We start from the raw sequence: 17,620 nt of genomic DNA on the forward strand, positions 1-17,620 counted from the left end.
CCTCATGGCGATGAGTGTTGGCGACGGCGGCGATGACGCCCCTCTCTCGGACATCAATACCACGCCGCTCGTGGACGTCATGCTCGTGCTGCTGATCATCTTCCTGATCGCGGTTCCGGTCGTGGTCCAGCAGGTGAGCGGCCTCAAGGTCCCGAAGGTCGTGTTCGAACCGACGACGACCAAGCCGGAAAACGTCTCGTTGTCGGTCCAGGGTATCGACGGCCAGTGCGCCGTGTACTGGGGCCTGACCCGCGTCACGGCGGACGAACTGCGCGCTCGTGCGGTCAAGAAGCTGGAAGACGAAATCGCTCGCCAGGGTGGCGTCGGCAACCCGAACCTCGAATTGCCGGAAGTGCATATTCGCGGTGACGTGAACACGCCGTACCGCTGCATCGGTGGGACGATCTACACGATGCAGTCGGCCGGGTTCACCAAGGTCGGGTTCATTTCCGAACCGGACCCGAACACCACGCCGCGCGCGCGTCAATAGGAGTAGCCTGACATGGCAATGAGTAGCGGCGGTCGCAGCGACGACGAACCGATGATGGACATGAACACGACGCCGTTGATCGACGTGCTGCTCGTGCTGCTGATCATGTTCATCATCACCATCCCGATCCAGAGCCACGCGGTGAAGGTCGATCTTCCGCAGCCGGACAACCGGCCGCAGAACAATATCGACCCGCAGAAGAACAAGATCTCGATCAACGCGCAGGGCCAGACCTTCTGGAACGGTACGCCGGTCGATGAGGTCACGCTGACCCAGTATCTGGATCAGACCGTCGCGATGAGCCCGCAGCCCGAACTTCACTTCCAGCCCGATGCGACCGCGCGGTACGAAGTGGTCGACGGGGTGCTGGCCATCATCAAGCGCGCCAACGTGACGAAGCTCGGCTTCGTCGGAAACGAGCAGTATCGCGGCGACTTCTGACGCGCGGATTGCCCGGCCGGTAGAACGGCGGATCAGGGGCGGCCTTCGGGCCGCCCTTTTTTTGTGTCCGGAGCCAATCGGGTCGCTTGCGCAACCGTCTTTAAAGTGAAACATTGATGTCATCACGATGTAACAAACAGGAGATGATGTCATGCGAATCGGAACAGCGGCACTGCTTGGCTCGGCGCTGGCGGTGATGGGGATCGCCTCCAGCGCGAACGCCCAGCAAGTTGAATATGCACATGCCGCAATCACCGCCGGCCACCTATCCTCCGCCGAACGCACACTGGAGCGCGAAACCCGCGCCGGGAGTCGCGAGCCGGAGGTACTGCTGAATCTTGCTGCGGTATATGCCATGACGCAGCGCCCATCCGCGGCGCGCGACTTGTATCAGCGGGTGCTTGATGCCAAGGATACGTCGCTTGTGATGCCGTCTTCGCAGGTGGCCGGTTCACACGACGTGGCTCGCCGTGGTCTGCGTTTACTGGAGCAACCAAGCTCCGTACAACTCACGGCGCGCTGACATATGTTCTAATCGGTCCGGCTCCGTTCAGCGAGCTGGATCGATTAAGTGGTCGGGTTTTGCAGAACTACAAGATTAGTCTTATCAGCAGTCTTAAAGCTCTAAGCCCGGGGTTTTTTGGAAAGTTGTTTGTTATTTCCTTACATAGTAAGGTATGACGAGCAGGGTAGAATTCTACGAACTTATAGCGTATCCTGAGCAGAATGTTCGCTGCGAAGCTTGGTGGCTTGGAAGCGTCTGCGGTCGCTCGAGGAAGAGAACACACGGCCCGAGCGGCTGCTCGCAGATACGATGCTCGACAACGCGGTTCTGAAGGATCTGCTGTCAAGAAAATGGTAACGCCCGCCGCGAAGCGGCAAGCGGTCGCGCGTTTTCAGGCGACGCTGGGGATGAGTGAGCGGCGGGCGTGCATGGTTGTCGGGGCGGACCGCACGAACATGCGGTATCACTCGTGCCGGGCGGATGATGTTGACCTGCGGTCGCGGCTCTGCGAACTGGAGCAGCAGCGCTGGCGGTTCGGCTATCAGAGGCTGCACATCCTGCTTCGCCGGGACGGCATCACGATCAACCGCAAGAAGACCCAGCGGCTCGACCGTGAGAAGAGTTTGCACGGTCGGCGCAGGAAGGGACGAAAGCGTTCCGTCGGCGCGCGGGCGCCCGCGCCGGCGCTGCCACTTCCCAACCAGCGCTGGAGCCTGGACTTCGTCCACGACCAGTTCGTCACCCGTGTGCTCAACACCGTGGACGACGTGACGCGCGAATGTCTCCGGGCGGTGGCGGATACGTCGATCTCGGGTCGGCGGGTCGTGCGCGAGTTTACCCATCTGGTCGCCGAGTGTGGCAGCCCGAAGATGATCGTCAGCGACAACGGGCCGAACTCCACCTCGAACGCGGTGCTCCCCTGGTCCGGCGACTTGGGCGTCGAATGGCATTACATCGCACTTGGCAAGCCAACTCAGAACTGGTTCGTCGAGAGCTTAAATGGTCGCATGCGCGACGAGCTGGTCAACGAGACGCTGTTCTTCACCATCGGCCAGGCCCTCTCGATCCTGGCGCGCCGGGTTGACGACTACAACACCAAGTGACCGCACTCCTCGCTCGCCTACGCCGCCTCTGCGGCGTTCGCCGCTGGGCTCGAGCAGCAACGGTCGGGGTTGACCCTGACCGTTGCTTCACTTGCGCTCATGCGCGACAACACAGATCAGTCGCAGGTCAACGTTGGATGAAAGGCGGGGGGCATGTCAGTAGCTCGGTTCGCACAAGAAAAATGCTGCCAGCGCCCTACAGTTTTGTTCGGACCGACCCATGCTGAGGTGCCGGTACGTCGTGCACGCACGACGTACCGGCATGATGAAATCCTCCCCAATCAGCGGACGATCAGTGTCGCCGTTTTCAACTGGGTCGAGCTGTTGCCAGCGGATAGGGTGAAAGTTCCGGGTTCGACAACATGTTTCATGTCGACGTTCCAGAAGGCGAGGTCGTTCGGTTTCAGGTCGAAGGTCACCGTCCGGCGCTCGCCCGGTCGCAGGGTCACCCGCTGGAAATGCTTCAGTTCGAGGACCGGGCGGGTCACCGTCGCCTCGTCGTCGCGGACATAGAGCTGGACGACCTCGTCACCGGCGCGGCGGCCGGTGTTCGCGACGTCGACCGATACACGGACGGTTTCGTCGCGGCCGATCGTCGCCTTTGCCAGCCGCGGCGCGCCGACGGTGAAGCTGGTGTAGGACAGGCCGTAGCCGAACGGATAGAGCGGGGCGGTGCTGTCGAACAGGTAGCCGCGCCGCGACGTCGGCTTGTGGTTGTAGAAGATCGGCAACTGCCCCTCACTGCGAGGGACCGAGACCGGCAGCTTGCCGCCCGGATTGGCGCGTCCCAGCACGACGTCAGCGACGGCATGGCCGGTTTCCTGCCCCAGATACCAGCCTTCGAGGATCGCGGGGGCCGTCGCGTCGAGATAGGTCGCGGCCAGCGGTCCGCCGTTCAGCAGGACGACGACCACCGGCTTGCCGGTGGCGAACAGCCGGCGGGCCAGTTCGTTCTGCTCGCCGATCAGGTCCAGTTTCTGCCGGTCGCCCAAATGATTGTCGGCCCAGGCTTCGCGGCTCAACTGCTCGTTCTGGCCCAGCACGAGCAGGATCGTGTCCGCCTGCGCGGCCTTGCGCACCGCTTCCTCGATCAAGGGAGCGTTTTCGGCCGCCGGGACCAGTTCGACCTTGTCGGCAGCCCATTGCCGGCTGCGCGTCAGGCGTACCCCCTCGGCATAATCGACGCTGAAGCGGCCCTGTGCGGCCTGCTGCATCCCTTCCAGCACGCTGACGACATGCTTGGGCACGTCCGAATAGCCGCCGATCGGGGTGTCGCGCGCATGGGTGCCGACGACCAGCATCCTGCCGATCCTGGCCGGGTCGAGCGGCAGCAGGTTGTTCTGGTTCTTGAGCAACACCATCGAGCGGACGGCGGCTTCACGGGCCAGCGCGATCGCGTCGGGCATCGCGGTCTTCGCCTCGGCGGTACGGGCATCGGCATAGGGGTTTTCGAACAGCCCCATCTGGAACTTCATCGCCAGGATACGGCGCACCGCATTGTCGACCTGCGCCATCGGTACCTGGCCCGACTTCACCATCTGGGCGAGCGTCGACCAGCCCTCCGCATCGGGCAGTTCCATGTCGACCCCGGCATCGAGCGCGCGCCGACCGGCGGCGGCCATGTCGGTGCCGTAGAGCTTGTGGCGGGTGTTCAGTTCCCGAATCGCGAAATAGTCGCTGACGACCGAGCCTTTGTAACCCCATTCGCGGCGCAGCACGTCGTCGAGCAGCCATTTGTTGGCGTGGCTGGGGATGCCGTCAATCTCGTTATACGATGCCATCACCGCCTGCACCGGCAGTTCCTTCACCGCGCGTTCGAACGGCGGGAAGAAATTCTCGCGCAGGGTTCGCTCGGAGATATTCGCCGGGCCGACATTGGTGCCGTTTTCGGGCTGGCCATGGCCGGTCATGTGCTTGAGCGTGACCATCACCTTGGTCGGGGCGAGCGGCAGGGTCGTCCCCTGGAATCCGCGAATCGCGGCAAGACCCATTTCACCGACCAGATGCGGGTCTTCGCCATAGGTTTCCTCGATCCGGCCCCAGCGCGGGTCGCGCGCGACATCGACCACGGGAGCAAGGGCAAGGTTCGCGCCGCGCGCGCGCATCTCGCGGGCGGCCACGCTGAAGACGCGTTCGACCAGCGCCGGGTCCCAGCTCGATGCGAGGGCGATCGACTGGGGAAAGCTGGTTGCGCCGCGCGCGACATACCCGTGCAGCGCCTCTTCGTGCATTATCATCGGGATGCCGAGGCGGGTCTGTTCGACCGCCCAGCGCTGTGCGGCGTTGATATAGTCGGCGGTTTCCTGCGCGGTGCGGTTGACCGCATCCGCCGCGACACCGGCGGCATTGTTGCTGATGGTCACGCCGCGCTTGTCGGAGGGGCGGGTGATCTGGCCGAGGCCGTTGGGAAAGGCCCGGGTGGCTTTCGCCGCCGAGAAATTGCCCTTCGCGTCCTGAATATCACCCTTCTTTTCCCAGACGCCGATCATCTGGGCGACTTTTTCCTCCAGCGTCATGCGACGCAGCAGGTCCTCGACGCGCGCCGAAACGGGCTGTGACGCGTCCTTGTACAGCATCTTTTCGGCTGCGGCCGGACGGACGGGGCGCGATTGCGCGATGACGGTACCGGTGGCGGCGGTCGCCAGCAGGCAGGCGAGCGCAAGGCGAACGGGCTTGGACGCAAGGGTCACGATCTCTCTCCCATGATATTCGGCATACGGCAGTGCCGTCACCGTATTTGGTAGCGCTATCAGCTATCGATCCGGCCGCGATGCGTCAACCGATCGTGGATTTGCAATCGGCGTTGCCGCACCATAATCAGCATGGTGAAGGAGCCGTCACAATTCATGGAAAAGCCCAGTCGTCGCAGCGGTGGCAGCGTCACGATTCAGGATGTCGCGCGCACCGCCGGGGTGTCGGCGATGACCGTCTCCCGAGTCGTGAACGGTGGCGTCAATGTCCGTCCGTCGACGCGCGAGGCGGTGCTGGCGGCGATCGACCAGCTGAACTATTCGCCGAACAGCGCGGCACGCAGCCTGGCGGCGGGGGAGGCGGCGCAGATCGGGTTGCTCTATGCCAACCCGTCCATGGCCTATCTGTCGCATTTCCTGATCGGCGCGCTGGAAGGCGCGCGCAAGGTCGGATGTCATCTGGTGCTGGAGCCGTGTGACGGGGACAGTCCGGAAGCGCAGGCCGAAGGCGCCCGGCGTTTCGCGTCGACGCCGGTGCAGGGCGTGATCCTGCCGCCGCCGTTGTCCGATGCGCCGCTGGTGCAGGACGAACTGGATGCGGCGGGTACGCCATCGGTGTCCGTCGCGGTCGGCGTGGCGCAGGCGGACCGCGCGTCGGTCCGCATCGATGATTTCGCGGCGGCGAAGGCGATGACCGAGCATCTGATCGGCCTCGGCCATCGCCGGATCGGCTTCGTGCGCGGCAATCCGAACAACGGGGCGAGCGGGGAGCGCTGGCGCGGTTTCGCTGCGGCGATCGAGGAGGCCGGCTTGCCGCTGGCCGATATGCCGGTCGAACAGGGTTTGTTTACCTATCGGTCGGGCATCGATGCGGCAGAGGGGCTGATCGATCGCCCCGACCGCCCGACCGCGATCTTCGCCAGCAACGACGACATGGCGGCGGCGGCGATCAACGTCGCGCATCGGCGCGGTCTGCATGTGCCGCAGGATGTCAGCATCGTGGGGTTCGACGATACCTCGCTCGCCACGACGACCTGGCCGGAGATTACCACCATCCGACAGCCGATCGCGGCAATGGCGGAGGCGGCGGTCGAGATGCTGCTGACCCGGATTCGCGACCGGCGGTCCGGGGTGCGCGATGACGAAGGCGAGGACCGGGTGCTGGACCATGAACTGGTCGTGCGGGAATCCTCGGGGCCGGCGCCGCGCTGAGTTCTGGAGCCGATCGACATTCAGGTTCAGACAGGCTTGAGGGCATCCATTTCGTCACCCCGGACTTGTTCCGGGGTCCACCAGGCCGCAAATGCTGTTGTTAGAGCCTCAAAGCGCACCGATTGCCGCTCGGTGGACCCCGGAACAAGTCCGGGGTGACGATACAGATGGGAATGTCGATCGGTCACAGGCCGGATCGACATCAGACGCCGGGGCGGGATATCACGCGGCGACGGCGAAAACCCCCGGAAGTCGGATTTTCGCGCGGAGGCGCGGAGGACGCAGAGAACGGCGCTTGACGCAAAGCGGTACTTCGTGGCCGACGCAACGATCTCGGGCCGACCGGTAATCGACCCTGCGATCACCGCCGTGCGCGACACCTCCGCGTCCTCCGCGCCTCCGCGCGAACCATCTTCTTTCTTTGCTTCGCGGCTTCGCACGAACATCGCGCATTCGCACATTGAAGGTCGATCGGCCCTGGAGCCGTTCCCGATCACCGCCTCCGGCCTCGCCGTGACCCCGGACTTGTTCCGGGGGCCACGGCGCGGCAATCGATGCGGCGTGAGCCTCCAGCAATCGCGATCGCGGGTCGGTGGACCCCGGAACGCGTCCGGGGTGACGAAATAGAATGTGAATGTCGATCGGCCCTGATATCGGCGTGGTCGCGGCAAAATCACCGGGTGGTTTCGGCGGCGCTTGCATTTATCATGATTATTCGCCACCGTTACCGCTAACACGCCGTCAAGCGCGGCAGTGAGCTTGGGAGTGGATGGGGATGACAGAGGCGAGCGGGGAGCGCGTGAACATCGCGCTTGTCATCGCCATCGTCGCGGTGGCGACGATCGGCGGTTTGCTGTTCGGATATGACAGCGGTGCGGTGAACGGGACCCAGGAAGGGTTGAAGACCGCATTCGGGCTGAGCGAAGCGGGGCTGGGCTTCACGGTCGGTTCGTTGTTGATCGGCTGTTTCGTCGGCGCGTTCCTGGCGGGCAAGCTGGCGGACGCGGTGGGTCGTCGCAAGGTGATGATGCTGGCGGCGGTGCTGTTCCTGATCGGCGCGCTGGTCCAGGGGTTCAGCCATGTCCAGCTGCTGTTCGTCGTCGCACGTTTCATGGGTGGCATGGCGGTCGGTGCGGCATCGGTGCTGTCGCCTGCCTATATCTCCGAAGTCGCGCCTGCGAACATTCGCGGGCGGATGACCACCATCCAGCAGATCATGATTATTACCGGCCTGACCGCCGCGTTCGTCGTGAACTATTATCTGGCCGCCGCGGCGGGCGCGTCCACCTCGATCTGGTGGGGCGGTTACGAAGCGTGGCGCTGGATGTACTGGATGCAGGCCATCCCGGCCGCCGTGTTCCTCGTCGCACTGCTCTTCATTCCGGAAAGCCCGCGCTATCTGGTGCAGAAGGGCCGTCTGGACGAAGCGCGCATCGTGCTGACGCGGCTGTTCGGACCAGCCGCCGCCGCGACGAAGATCCGCGACATCGAAGCGTCGTTCAGCAAGGATCACAAGCCCGCGCTCCGCGACATCCTCGACCCCGTGAAGGGCGGCATCCGCCCGATCGTATGGGCCGGGCTGGTGCTTGCGGTGTTCCAGCAGCTCGTCGGCATTAACGTGATCTTCTATTATGGCGCGACGCTGTGGCAGCTTGCGGGCTTCACCGAAGACCAGTCGCTGCAGATCAACATCCTGTCGGGCGTCGTGTCGATCGCGGCGTGTTTCGTCACCATCGCGCTGGTCGACAAGATCGGGCGCAAGCCGCTGCTGCTGATCGGTTCGGCGGGCATGGCGGTGACGCTGTGGGCGCTGGTCTATTGCTTCCACAACGGCACGCTGGACGCGGCCGGCAAGCTGCAACTGTCGGCCGATCTCGGCACCGTCGCGCTGATCGCGGCGAACCTGTACGTCGTGTTCTTCAACGTCAGCTGGGGCCCGATCATGTGGGTCATGCTGGGCGAGATGTTCCCGAACCAGATGCGCGGATCGGCGCTGGCGATCTGCGGCTTTGCCCAGTGGTTCGCCAATTACCTGATCGCGCAGAGCTTCCCGATCATGGCGGCGAAACTCGGTCTGACCATCACCTACAGCTTCTACGGCGCCTGTGCCGTCATCAGCTTCTTCCTCGTCCAGAAGTTCATTCATGAGACGAAGGGCAAGGAGCTGGAGGACATGCAGGGCTGACCTCGCTCCCCGCCCGTTTCGCGACGGGCGGGGGCTTTTCTTTCTGACCGAGTGGACATGATGACCCGCACCCCCGCCCGCCCGTTTCGTTCGCGCGAATGGTTCGCCGCGCCCGGCCGTCTCGACATGGCGGCGCTGTATCTCGAACGGTTCATGAATTATGGCATCACGCCGAAGGAACTGACCAGCGGGCGGCCGATCATCGGCATCGCGCAGTCGGGATCGGACCTGACGCCGTGCAACCGCATCCATCTCGAAACCGTGAAGCGGGTGAAGGCGGGGATCGAGGCGGCGGGCGGCATTCCGATGGAATTTCCGACCCATCCGATCTTCGAGAATTGCCGGCGGCCGACCGCGGCGATCGATCGCAATCTTGCCTATCTCGGGCTGGTCGAAATCCTGAACGGCTATCCGATCGATGCCGTCGTGCTGACGACCGGTTGCGACAAGACCACGCCCTCGGCGATCATGGCGGCGTCGACGGTCGACATTCCGGCGATCGTCCTGTCGGGCGGGCCGATGCTCGACGGTTGGCATGACGGCGAGCTGGTCGGATCGGGCACGGTCATCTGGCGCTCGCGGCGCAAGCTGGCGGCGGGCGAGATGACCGAGGAGGAGTTCCTCGAAGCCGCGACCGCTTCCGCGCCGTCGGCGGGGCATTGCAATACCATGGGCACGGCATCGACGATGAACGCCATCGCCGAAGGGCTGGGCATGTCGCTGCCCGGCTGCGCGGCTATTCCCGCGCCGTATCGCGAACGCGGGCAGATCGCCTACGAGACCGGCAAGCGCATCGTCGAGATGGCCTATGACGACCTGCGCCCGTCGAAGATCCTGACGCGCCAGTCGTTCCTGAACGCCATCGCGCTCATCACCGCCATCGGCGGGTCGTCGAACGCGCATCCGCACCTGCACGCCATGGCGCGCCATGCCGATATCGAGCTGCATCCGTCCGACTGGATGGAGTTCGGCTATGACCTGCCGTTGCTGGTCGATGTGCAGCCGGCCGGGCGGTTCCTGGGCGAGCGATTCCACCGTGCGGGCGGGGTGCCGGCGGTGCTGAGCGAGCTGATCGCGGTGGGCAAGGTCGACGGCAACGTCGCGACCGTTACCGGCAGGACGCTGGGCGAAAATGTCGCCAACCGCGTCGCGACCGACCGTGAGGTCATCCGGCCATACGATCAGCCGCTCAAGGAACAGGCCGGTTTCCTGGTCCTGTCGGGCAATCTGTTCGACGTGGCGATCATGAAGACCAGCGTGATCGGTCCCGATTTCCGCGCGCGCTATCTGTCGCGGCCCGGCCATGAGGGCTGTTTCGAAGGCCGCGCGATCGTGTTCGACGGATCGGACGATTACCACCACCGCATCGATGATCCCGCGCTGGAGATCGACGAGAATTGCATCCTCGTCATTCGCGGCGCGGGCGTGATCGGCTGGCCGGGATCGGCCGAGGTCACCAACATGCAGCCGCCGGCGGCATTGCTCCAGCGCGGTATCCAGAGCCTGCCGACGATCGGCGACGGGCGGCAGTCGGGAACGTCGGACAGTCCGTCGATCCTGAATGCCTCGCCCGAGAGCGCGGTGGGCGGGGGGCTGGCGTGGCTGCGCACCGGCGACACCATCCGCATCGACCTGAACCATGGTCGCTGCGACATGCTGGTCGACGATGCGGAGCTTGCGCGGCGCAAGGGTGAGGGTGTTCCTCCGGTCCCGGCCAGCCAGACGCCGTGGGAAGAAATCTATCGCGAGAAGGTGGGGCAACTGGGTGACGGCGGCGTCCTCGATCTCGCGCTCAAATATCGCCGGACGTCGGAAACGACGCCGCGCCACAATCACTAAGGGGTGGTGGACATGAAGACCGAACATGCCGCGCGGATGCTGCCGGCGGATCACGACAAGGCGCTGCTGGTCGGCCGGATGCAACTGGCCGAAGGGCCGACGCCGGTCGTGCTGAAGGGGGGCAATGTCATCGACGTGTCGGCCCATGCCGCGACCGTCGCCGACCTGCTGGAGCGCAGCGACGTGGCGACACTCGACGGCCCGGTCGTCTGCGACGTCGCTGCGCTGGCCGATCCGAACGGCGAACATCCGCCGATCCTGTCGCCGATCGACCTGCAATGCGTGAAGGCAGCAGGCGTCACCTTCGCCGTCTCCGCGCTGGAGCGGGTGATCGAGGAGCGTGCGCGGGGCGACGCCGATGCGGCGCAGGGCATTCGCGGCGATCTGGAAGCGCGGATCGGCGGCGGCATCCGTTCGGTGAAGCCCGGTTCGCCCGAAGCCGCCGAACTGAAGGCCGCGCTGATCGAGGCGGGCATGTGGTCGCAATATCTGGAGGTCGCGATCGGCCCTGATGCGGAGGTGTTCACCAAGGCGCCGGTGCTGTCGACTATCGGCTGGGGCGGAGACGTCGGCATCCGGTCGGATTCGTCGTGGAACAACCCGGAACCGGAAATCGTGATCGTCGCGACCAGCGACGGCAAGGCGGTCGGCGCGACGCTGGGCAACGACGTCAACCTGCGCGACTTCGAAGGGCGTTCGGCGCTGCTGCTGGGCAAGGCGAAGGACAACAACGCCTCGACCGGGATCGGCCCGTTCATCCGCCTGTTCGACGATCACTTCACCATGGATACGGTGCGCGATGCCGTGGTCGACCTGCGGATCGACGGTCCCGAAGGCTATGTCCTGACCGGTACCAGCACGATGCGCGAGATCAGCCGCGATCCGGAGGATTTGGTGCGGCAGGCGCTGTCCGAACATCAATATCCCGACGGCTTCGTCTTGTTTCTCGGCACGCTGTTCGCGCCGGTGCAGGACCGCGACGAACCGGGCCGGGGCTTCACCCACAAGCCTGGGGACGTGGTGCGCATCTCGACACCGTCGCTGGGCGAGCTGGCGAATACCGTCACCACGTCGAAGGCGGCCGAGCCTTGGGGCTTCGGCATCCGCGACCTGATGCGCAATCTCGCGCGCCGTGGCCTGATCGCCGCCTGATTCTCTTTGCCGGAAACTGCCATGTCGCCAGACGATTTCGCCTACCCGATCGCGCCCGACCAGCGCGCATCCTATCCGTCCCTCAGCAACAAGCGCGTGCTCATCACCGGCGGGGGATCGGGGATCGGCGCGGGCGTGGTCGAAGGGTTCGTGCGTCAGGGCGCACACGTCACCTTCTTCGACATTGCCGAGGATGATTCGCGCAAGCTGATCGAGGAACTGGCGGGCGCCGGTCCGGTGCCGGTGTTCAAGCGGGTCGACCTGACCGATATTGCGGCGCTCAAGGCGGCCATTGCCGATGCGATCGCCGAGGGCGGCGAATTCGACGTTCTGGTCAATAACGCGGCCAGCGACGACCGCCATTCGATCGAGCAGGTCGACGAAGCCTATTGGGACAACCGGATGGGCGTGAATTTGCGCCACTTGTTCTTCGCGGCGCAGGCGGTCATTCCGGGTATGAAGGCGGCGGGCAAGGGCGTGATCGTCAACATGGGGTCGATCAGCTGGCACCTCGCGCTGGAGGAACTGACCCTGTACCAGACCGCCAAGGCCGCGATCGAGGGGCTGACCCGCAGCTTCGCACGCGAGCTGGGCGGTGACGGCATCCGTTCGGTCTGCGTCATTCCGGGCAATGTCCGGACCCCGCGTCAGCTGAAATGGTACACCCCGGAGGGCGAAGCGGAGATCGTGAAGGCGCAATGCCTGAACGGTCGGCTGGTCGCGGGCGACATCGCGGCGATGATCCTGTTCCTTGCCTCCGACGATGCGAGACTGGTAACCGGGCACAGCTTCTTCGTGGATGCAGGGTGGCGCTAAGATGACGACGGTACAGCGTTCGGAACCGGTCAGCATATGGGATTTGTCGGCGCCGCTGCTCGAAGGGCCGGTGTGGGTGGCCCGCGACCAGGCATTGTGGTTCGGCTGTATCAAGACGCCGCGCGTCCACCGCTATGATCCGGCGAGCGGCGAGCGGCGCAGCTGGGCGGCACCCGCGCAATGCGGGTTCGTGCTGCCGTCGGCGGATGGCAAGTTCATCGCCGGGCTGCAGACCGGATTGCACCGGTTCGATCCCGTCACCGGCGGGTTCGAAATGCTGGTCGATCCCGAACCGAATCTGCCGGGCAACCGGCTGAACGATGCGACGGTCGATCCGAGCGGTCGGCTGTGGCTCGGGACGATGGACGATGGCGAGAGCGCGGCGACCGGCACCATCTATCGGCTGGGCGCGGATGGTCGCGCGGTAGCCTCCGCGCCGCCGGTCGCGATCACCAACGGCCCGGCGGTCAGCCCCGACGGGCGGACGCTGTATCATGTCGATACGCTGGGCGGGCATATCTATGCCTGTACAGTGGCGCAGGACGGATCGCTGACAGACCGCAGGCTGTTCGTGAGCATCCCCAGCAGCGAAGGCTATCCCGACGGCCCGACCGTCGATGCCGAGGGTTGCGTGTGGATCGGCCTCTACGCCGGCTGGGGCATCCGCCGCTATTCGCCGAAGGGCGAACTGCTGGAGACGGTGCGGATGCCGGTCGACGCGATCACCAAGGTCGCGTTCGGCGGGCCGGACCTGCGGACGGTGTTCGCGACGACCGCCAACAAGCATCACGATGCGGAACAGGCCGCAGCGCAGCCGCTGGCGGGCAATCTGTTCCAGTTCGAGGTTGAGGTGCCGGGGGTGGCGGGGGCCGAGATTTCGGTCGGGATTTGATGCGTCGTTTAGCAAGGTCGGATCGACATTTACGGGTGTATCGTCACCCCGGGCCTGACCCTGGGTGCCGTTTTCTCTCGACGACAGTAAGAAGCGGGACCCCGGGTCAAGCCCGGGGTGACGGAAAGGACGGATAGTTCGACTGGAAACGCCGATGCTCCGTCCGCATCGGCTGAATATCGATCCAGTCAGGCAGGGAACGTCGCACCTACAGAAGCAGGGGTCTTAGGCCGCTCTTGTCCCGTGCCATCGCCGGGATGACGTTCGGTTGCAGGTAGCAACCCCGATCAGCTCGACTTGCGCATCACCAGTTCGGGCGGAAGCAGGGCGGGGGCCGTTTCGCGGCTGCCGATGCGGCGGATCAGCATGTCGACCAGCAATTCACCCGCTCGCGCATAATCCTGTCGGATCGTCGTCAGCGGCGGCTGGGCGAGCGAGGCGGCGGGGATGTCGTCGAAGCCGACGATCGCGACGTCGCCGGGGACGCTGCGGCCCGCTTCGCTCAGGGCGCGCATCGCCCCCAGCGCGATCATGTCCGACGCGGCGAAGATGCCGTCGAACGCGATATTCCGCGCCAGCAGGCGGCTGGCGGCGTCATAGCCCGATGCCTCGCTCGACAGCGCATCGACCTGTAACCCCGGATCGATCGGCAGGCCCGCCGCCTGCAACGCGGCAGCAAGGCCACGATAGCGGTCGCGCGATTCGGGATAATGGCTCGACGCATCACCCAGAAAGGCGATGCTTCGCCGGCCGCGCCCGATCAGATGCTGCCCGGCATCGCGCCCGCCGCCGAAATTGTCGCAGCCGATGACCGTGCCGGGATGCGCCGGATCGGCCGATCCCCAGCGGACGAAATGCGTCCCCTGTGTCACCAGCTGATCGAGCCGGCGCGAATAATCGTCGAAATCGCCATAGCCCAGCAGGATCAGCCCATCGGCCTTGCGGCTGTCCTCGTAATCGACGTGCCAGTCGGCGGAAAGCTGCTGGAACGAGGTCAGCAGGTCATAGCCGCGCGCGCCGCAGGTATGCAGGATCGATCCGAGCATCGACAGGAAGAAGGGATTGATCCGCGATCCGTCGGGGGCGGGGTCTTCGAAGAACAGCAGCGCGAGCGTGGAGGTGCTGCCGCGACGCAGGGCGGAGGCGTTCTTGTCGACCTTGTAGTTCAGCTGGCGCGCGATCGCCTCGATCCGCAGGCGGGTGGCGGCGCTGACCGTACGGTCGCCGCGCAGCGCCCGGCTGACCGTCGGTTGCGACACGCCCGCCAGCGCTGCGATATCGAACGAGGTCGGCTTGTCGCCCACCGCCATAGCTGTCCTTCCGTGGCCCGCCATGGGCGTTTCGCCCCGGTGTAGCGGCGACGCATCAGGCGCGGCAAGTATCGACTGAATACGTATGCTGTTCGCTTCTCAACAATCCGCAATCGTTTCAAGAGGAGGGTACGGACGAACCGGACGCAAGAGCCGGGGAATCAACCATCGTTGGGGAGGATTGGATCATGCGGTATTCATCGCAAGCGTCGACGTGCGCCAAGTTGGCGCGAGGGTCGAGCATCACGGCATTGATGGTCGCAGGGCTGCTGGCAGGTGCCGGCACCGCGTTCGCGCAGACTGCGCCGACGGACGCGACCGATCCGACCGCGACCCCGGCGGCGGAAGAGGACGTCGACATCGTCGTCACCGGCTTCCGCGCCAGCCTGGAGAATGCTGTCGCCGAAAAGAAGAACCGCGATCAGGTCGTCGAATCGATCTCGGCCGAAGACATCGGCAAGCTGCCCGACGCGTCGATCGCGGAATCGATCGCCCGCCTGCCGGGCCTGACCTCGCAGCGCGTCTCGGGTCGTTCGAACTCGATCTCGATCCGCGGTTTCGCACCCGATTTCTCGACCACGCTGCTGAACGGCCGCGAACAGACGTCGACCGGCGACAACCGCGCCGTCGAATATGACCAGTATCCGGCCGAAATCATGAGCCAGGTGCTGGTGTACAAGACCGGGCAAGCGAACCTGGTCGGACAGGGCCTGTCGGGTACGGTCGACCTGCGCACCGTCCGCCCGCTGGAATATGGCCGCCGGGCGATCTCGATCGGCGCGCGCGGCACCTATGCCGATCTCGGCAAGCTGAACGCCGGGTCGCGCGACAAGGGCTACCGCGTTTCGGGCACCTATATCGACCAGTTCGCCGACGAAAAGATCGGCATCGCGCTGTCGGGCAATTATCTGGACGAGCCGTATCAGATTCAGGAATTCAACGCCTGGGGCTATGCCGGTTTCAACGGGCAGGGCGTGATTGGCGGGTCGAAGTCGTACGTGACCTCGACCCGGCTGAAGCGCCTCGGCCTGTCGGGTACGTTGCAGTACCGGCCGGTGCCGAACCTGACGGTCACCGTCGACGGCTTCTATTCGGACTTCAACGACGACCAGATCAAGCGCGGTATCGAACTGCCGCTGGGCTATGGTCAGGATTTCAACAACGCCGCCAATCCCAATGGCGTGAAGCTGACCGGCACGACCGCCAACAGCGACGGGTTCGTCACGTCGGGCACGTTCGGCAATGTCGAGGGCGTGGTCCGCAACGACGCGTTCGAGCGCAAGGCGAAGCTGTATTCGTTCGGCTACAACATGGCATGGCGCGGCGACGACGGCTGGAACGCGACGCTGGACGCCAGCTATTCGAAGACCGATCGTGAGGAAATCATCCTCGAAAGCTATGCCGGTACCGGATACGGCCAGAATGTCGGCGCGAAGGACACGATCTCCTTTACCAGCGGCAGGACCGGCACCGCGTTCAAGCCGACGCTGAACTATTCCGATCCGAACCTGATCCTTCTGACCGATCCGCTCGGCTGGGGCGGCACGAACCTTCAGGCCGGTTATTTCAATGACCGGATCGTCAAGGACCGGATCGCCCAGTATCGCTTCGAGGTCGAGAAGGAACTGGACAACTTCTTCGGCGCGGTGAAGGTCGGGCTGAACTATACCGACCGCGACAAGTCGCTGACCCCGGACGAGGCGCTGCTGGCGTTGACCGGCGGCCTGCGCCAGCTCCGCATCCCCGACCAATATGTGAAGGAGCCGACCAGCCTCAGCTATCTGGGCCTGGGGCCGATGCTCAGCTACGATCCGCGCGACCTGCTGGCGGGCGGGGTCTATCAGCTGAACCCGAACACCAGTCTCGACGTGCCGGCCAAGGCGTTCCGCATCGAAGAAGACCTGATGACGATGTACGTCCAGGCGGACATCAACCAGGACATCGGCAGCTCGATCCTGACCGGCAATATCGGCGTGCAGGCGGTCAATACCGAGCAGAAGTCGTCGGGCCTGGTCGCGGCGGCGGGGACGCTGGTGCCGACCATCCGTGGGGCCGATTATTGGGACCTGCTGCCCAGCCTCAACCTGTCGCTGCGTATGCCCGGCGACTGGGTGATCCGTGCGGGCGCCGCACGGCAAGTGCAGCGGCCGCGACTGGACGACATGCGCGTGTCGCAGGGCTATGGCTATAACGTCGCTGAACGGATCATCACCGGCAGCGGTGGCAACCCGTATCTCCGTCCGATCCGGTCCAATTCGTTCGACCTGACGCTGGAGAAATATTTCGGCCGGTCGGGCTACATCGCGGCGCAGGGTTTCTACAAGGACCTGAAGTCGTTCGTGTACAACCAGACGATCCCGTTCGACTATGCGGGCTTCCCGACGCCGACCGGCACCCCGGCAGGCACCACGACGCTGGGCCGCGCGGACGTGCCGATCAACGGGGCGGGCGGCAGCATCTATGGCGTCGAACTGGCGGCGACGCTGCCGCTCAGCACCTTCGCTTCGTTCCTCGACGGGTTCGGCGTGACGGGCGGCGGTTCGTGGACCAAGACGCAGATCAAGCCGTCGCCGAACGCACCGGCGGAGGACATTCCGGGCTATTCGAAGTGGGTCGTCAACGGCACGGCGTATTTCGAGAAGTGGGGCTTCAGCGCTCGCGGATCGGCGCGGTACCGCTCGACCTTCGTCGGCGAATTGTCGGGCTTCGGCGGCAATCGCCAGCGCCGCCGCGCGCTGGACGAGACGATCATCGATGCGCAGATCGGCTATGAGTTCCAGAAGGGCACCGCGCTCGAAGGACTGTCGATCTTCGTGCAGGGCCAGAACCTGACCGACGAGCGCTTCTCGACCGTCGATCCGGGATATGACCTCGCCGTAATCGACTATCAAAGCTATGGCCGGCGCTTCCTTGCCGGGGCATCGTTCCGGTTCTGATGCACTGTCTCCGCCCGCCTTTGCACGAGGCGGGCGGGTTGACCTGATG

Annotated in this window: 12 protein-coding genes and 1 pseudogene; 11 read left to right on the forward strand and 2 right to left on the reverse strand. The window is 64.8% G+C overall.

Features of this window, described 5'->3' with window-relative positions; translation table 11 throughout:
* Positions 1–4: 4 nt before the first annotated feature.
* The 4 genes and pseudogenes from ASE83_RS04115 to ASE83_RS04130 form a co-directional block, all read left to right on the forward strand.
* Positions 5–490, forward strand: coding sequence for an ExbD/TolR family protein (locus tag ASE83_RS04115; protein WP_055784057.1), 486 nt, complete (start codon positions 5–7; stop codon positions 488–490).
* A gap of 12 nt (positions 491–502) precedes the next feature.
* A complete protein-coding gene (locus ASE83_RS04120; protein ID WP_055784058.1) occupies positions 503–931 on the forward strand; it encodes an ExbD/TolR family protein in 429 nt (142 codons plus the stop codon).
* A gap of 151 nt (positions 932–1,082) precedes the next feature.
* Complete coding sequence (locus tag ASE83_RS04125; protein ID WP_235512968.1) at positions 1,083–1,454, forward strand: tetratricopeptide repeat protein; 372 nt, start codon at positions 1,083–1,085, stop codon at positions 1,452–1,454.
* 231 nt (positions 1,455–1,685) lie between these two features.
* Positions 1,686–2,680 (forward strand): annotated as a pseudogene (locus ASE83_RS04130) (IS3 family transposase); the annotation flags it as partial.
* 140 nt (positions 2,681–2,820) lie between these two features.
* Here ASE83_RS04130 and ASE83_RS04135 read toward each other — a convergent pair.
* Complete coding sequence (locus tag ASE83_RS04135; protein ID WP_082443083.1) at positions 2,821–5,115, reverse strand: glycoside hydrolase family 3 N-terminal domain-containing protein; 2,295 nt, start codon at positions 5,113–5,115, stop codon at positions 2,821–2,823.
* Positions 5,116–5,385: 270 nt separating this feature from the next.
* On the opposite strand from ASE83_RS04135, the gene ASE83_RS04140 reads away from it, so the two are divergent.
* The 6 genes from ASE83_RS04140 (at position 5,386) to ASE83_RS04165 (ending at position 13,325) form a co-directional block, all read left to right on the forward strand.
* Positions 5,386–6,441 carry a LacI family DNA-binding transcriptional regulator gene (locus ASE83_RS04140; protein ID WP_055784060.1) on the forward strand — a complete coding sequence of 352 codons (1,056 nt, stop codon included), beginning with the start codon at positions 5,386–5,388 and terminating at the stop codon, positions 6,439–6,441.
* A gap of 775 nt (positions 6,442–7,216) precedes the next feature.
* On the forward strand, positions 7,217–8,626 hold the full coding sequence (locus ASE83_RS04145; RefSeq protein ID WP_082443057.1) for a sugar porter family MFS transporter: 1,410 nt from the start codon (positions 7,217–7,219) through the stop codon (positions 8,624–8,626).
* 57 nt (positions 8,627–8,683) lie between these two features.
* Positions 8,684–10,465 carry an IlvD/Edd family dehydratase gene (locus ASE83_RS04150; RefSeq protein WP_268794957.1) on the forward strand — a complete coding sequence of 594 codons (1,782 nt, stop codon included), beginning with the start codon at positions 8,684–8,686 and terminating at the stop codon, positions 10,463–10,465.
* A 12-nt stretch (positions 10,466–10,477) separates the two neighbouring features.
* Positions 10,478–11,617, forward strand: a complete 1,140-nt coding sequence (locus ASE83_RS04155) for a fumarylacetoacetate hydrolase family protein (RefSeq protein WP_055784064.1) — start codon at positions 10,478–10,480, stop codon at positions 11,615–11,617.
* A gap of 21 nt (positions 11,618–11,638) precedes the next feature.
* Positions 11,639–12,433: an SDR family NAD(P)-dependent oxidoreductase gene (locus ASE83_RS04160; protein WP_055784066.1), complete on the forward strand. Its 795-nt coding sequence runs from the start codon at positions 11,639–11,641 to the stop codon at positions 12,431–12,433.
* A gap of 1 nt (position 12,434) precedes the next feature.
* Entirely contained in the window at positions 12,435–13,325 is an 891-nt protein-coding gene (locus ASE83_RS04165) for an SMP-30/gluconolactonase/LRE family protein (RefSeq protein ID WP_055784068.1), read from the forward strand.
* A 287-nt stretch (positions 13,326–13,612) separates the two neighbouring features.
* Here the strand turns inward: ASE83_RS04165 and ASE83_RS04170 are convergent, their stop codons facing one another.
* Positions 13,613–14,635 carry a LacI family DNA-binding transcriptional regulator gene (locus tag ASE83_RS04170; protein WP_055784070.1) on the reverse strand — a complete coding sequence of 341 codons (1,023 nt, stop codon included), beginning with the start codon at positions 14,633–14,635 and terminating at the stop codon, positions 13,613–13,615.
* Positions 14,636–14,823: 188 nt separating this feature from the next.
* Between ASE83_RS04170 and ASE83_RS04175 the strand changes: the two genes are divergently transcribed.
* A complete protein-coding gene (locus tag ASE83_RS04175; RefSeq protein WP_235512969.1) occupies positions 14,824–17,571 on the forward strand; it encodes a TonB-dependent receptor in 2,748 nt (915 codons plus the stop codon).
* Positions 17,572–17,620: the final 49 nt, after the last annotated feature.

Origin of the sequence: Sphingomonas sp. Leaf32 (genome assembly GCF_001421765.1) — a bacterium.
Taxonomy (GTDB): domain Bacteria; phylum Pseudomonadota; class Alphaproteobacteria; order Sphingomonadales; family Sphingomonadaceae; genus Sphingomonas.

Bases quoted from the DNA above. Each gene is read 5' to 3' on its own strand.
- ASE83_RS04115 (WP_055784057.1), top strand. From the start codon at position 5: ATGGCGATGAGTGTTGGCGACGGCGGCGATGACGCCCCTCTCTCGGAC.
- ASE83_RS04120 (WP_055784058.1), top strand. From the start codon at position 503: ATGGCAATGAGTAGCGGCGGTCGCAGCGACGACGAACCGATGATGGAC.
- ASE83_RS04125 (WP_235512968.1), top strand. From the start codon at position 1,083: ATGCGAATCGGAACAGCGGCACTGCTTGGCTCGGCGCTGGCGGTGATG.
- ASE83_RS04135 (WP_082443083.1), bottom strand. From the start codon at position 5,115: ATGCTGTACAAGGACGCGTCACAGCCCGTTTCGGCGCGCGTCGAGGAC.
- ASE83_RS04140 (WP_055784060.1), top strand. From the start codon at position 5,386: ATGGAAAAGCCCAGTCGTCGCAGCGGTGGCAGCGTCACGATTCAGGAT.
- ASE83_RS04145 (WP_082443057.1), top strand. From the start codon at position 7,217: ATGACAGAGGCGAGCGGGGAGCGCGTGAACATCGCGCTTGTCATCGCC.
- ASE83_RS04150 (WP_268794957.1), top strand. From the start codon at position 8,684: ATGATGACCCGCACCCCCGCCCGCCCGTTTCGTTCGCGCGAATGGTTC.
- ASE83_RS04155 (WP_055784064.1), top strand. From the start codon at position 10,478: ATGAAGACCGAACATGCCGCGCGGATGCTGCCGGCGGATCACGACAAG.
- ASE83_RS04160 (WP_055784066.1), top strand. From the start codon at position 11,639: ATGTCGCCAGACGATTTCGCCTACCCGATCGCGCCCGACCAGCGCGCA.
- ASE83_RS04165 (WP_055784068.1), top strand. From the start codon at position 12,435: ATGACGACGGTACAGCGTTCGGAACCGGTCAGCATATGGGATTTGTCG.
- ASE83_RS04170 (WP_055784070.1), bottom strand. From the start codon at position 14,635: ATGGCGGTGGGCGACAAGCCGACCTCGTTCGATATCGCAGCGCTGGCG.
- ASE83_RS04175 (WP_235512969.1), top strand. From the start codon at position 14,824: ATGCGGTATTCATCGCAAGCGTCGACGTGCGCCAAGTTGGCGCGAGGG.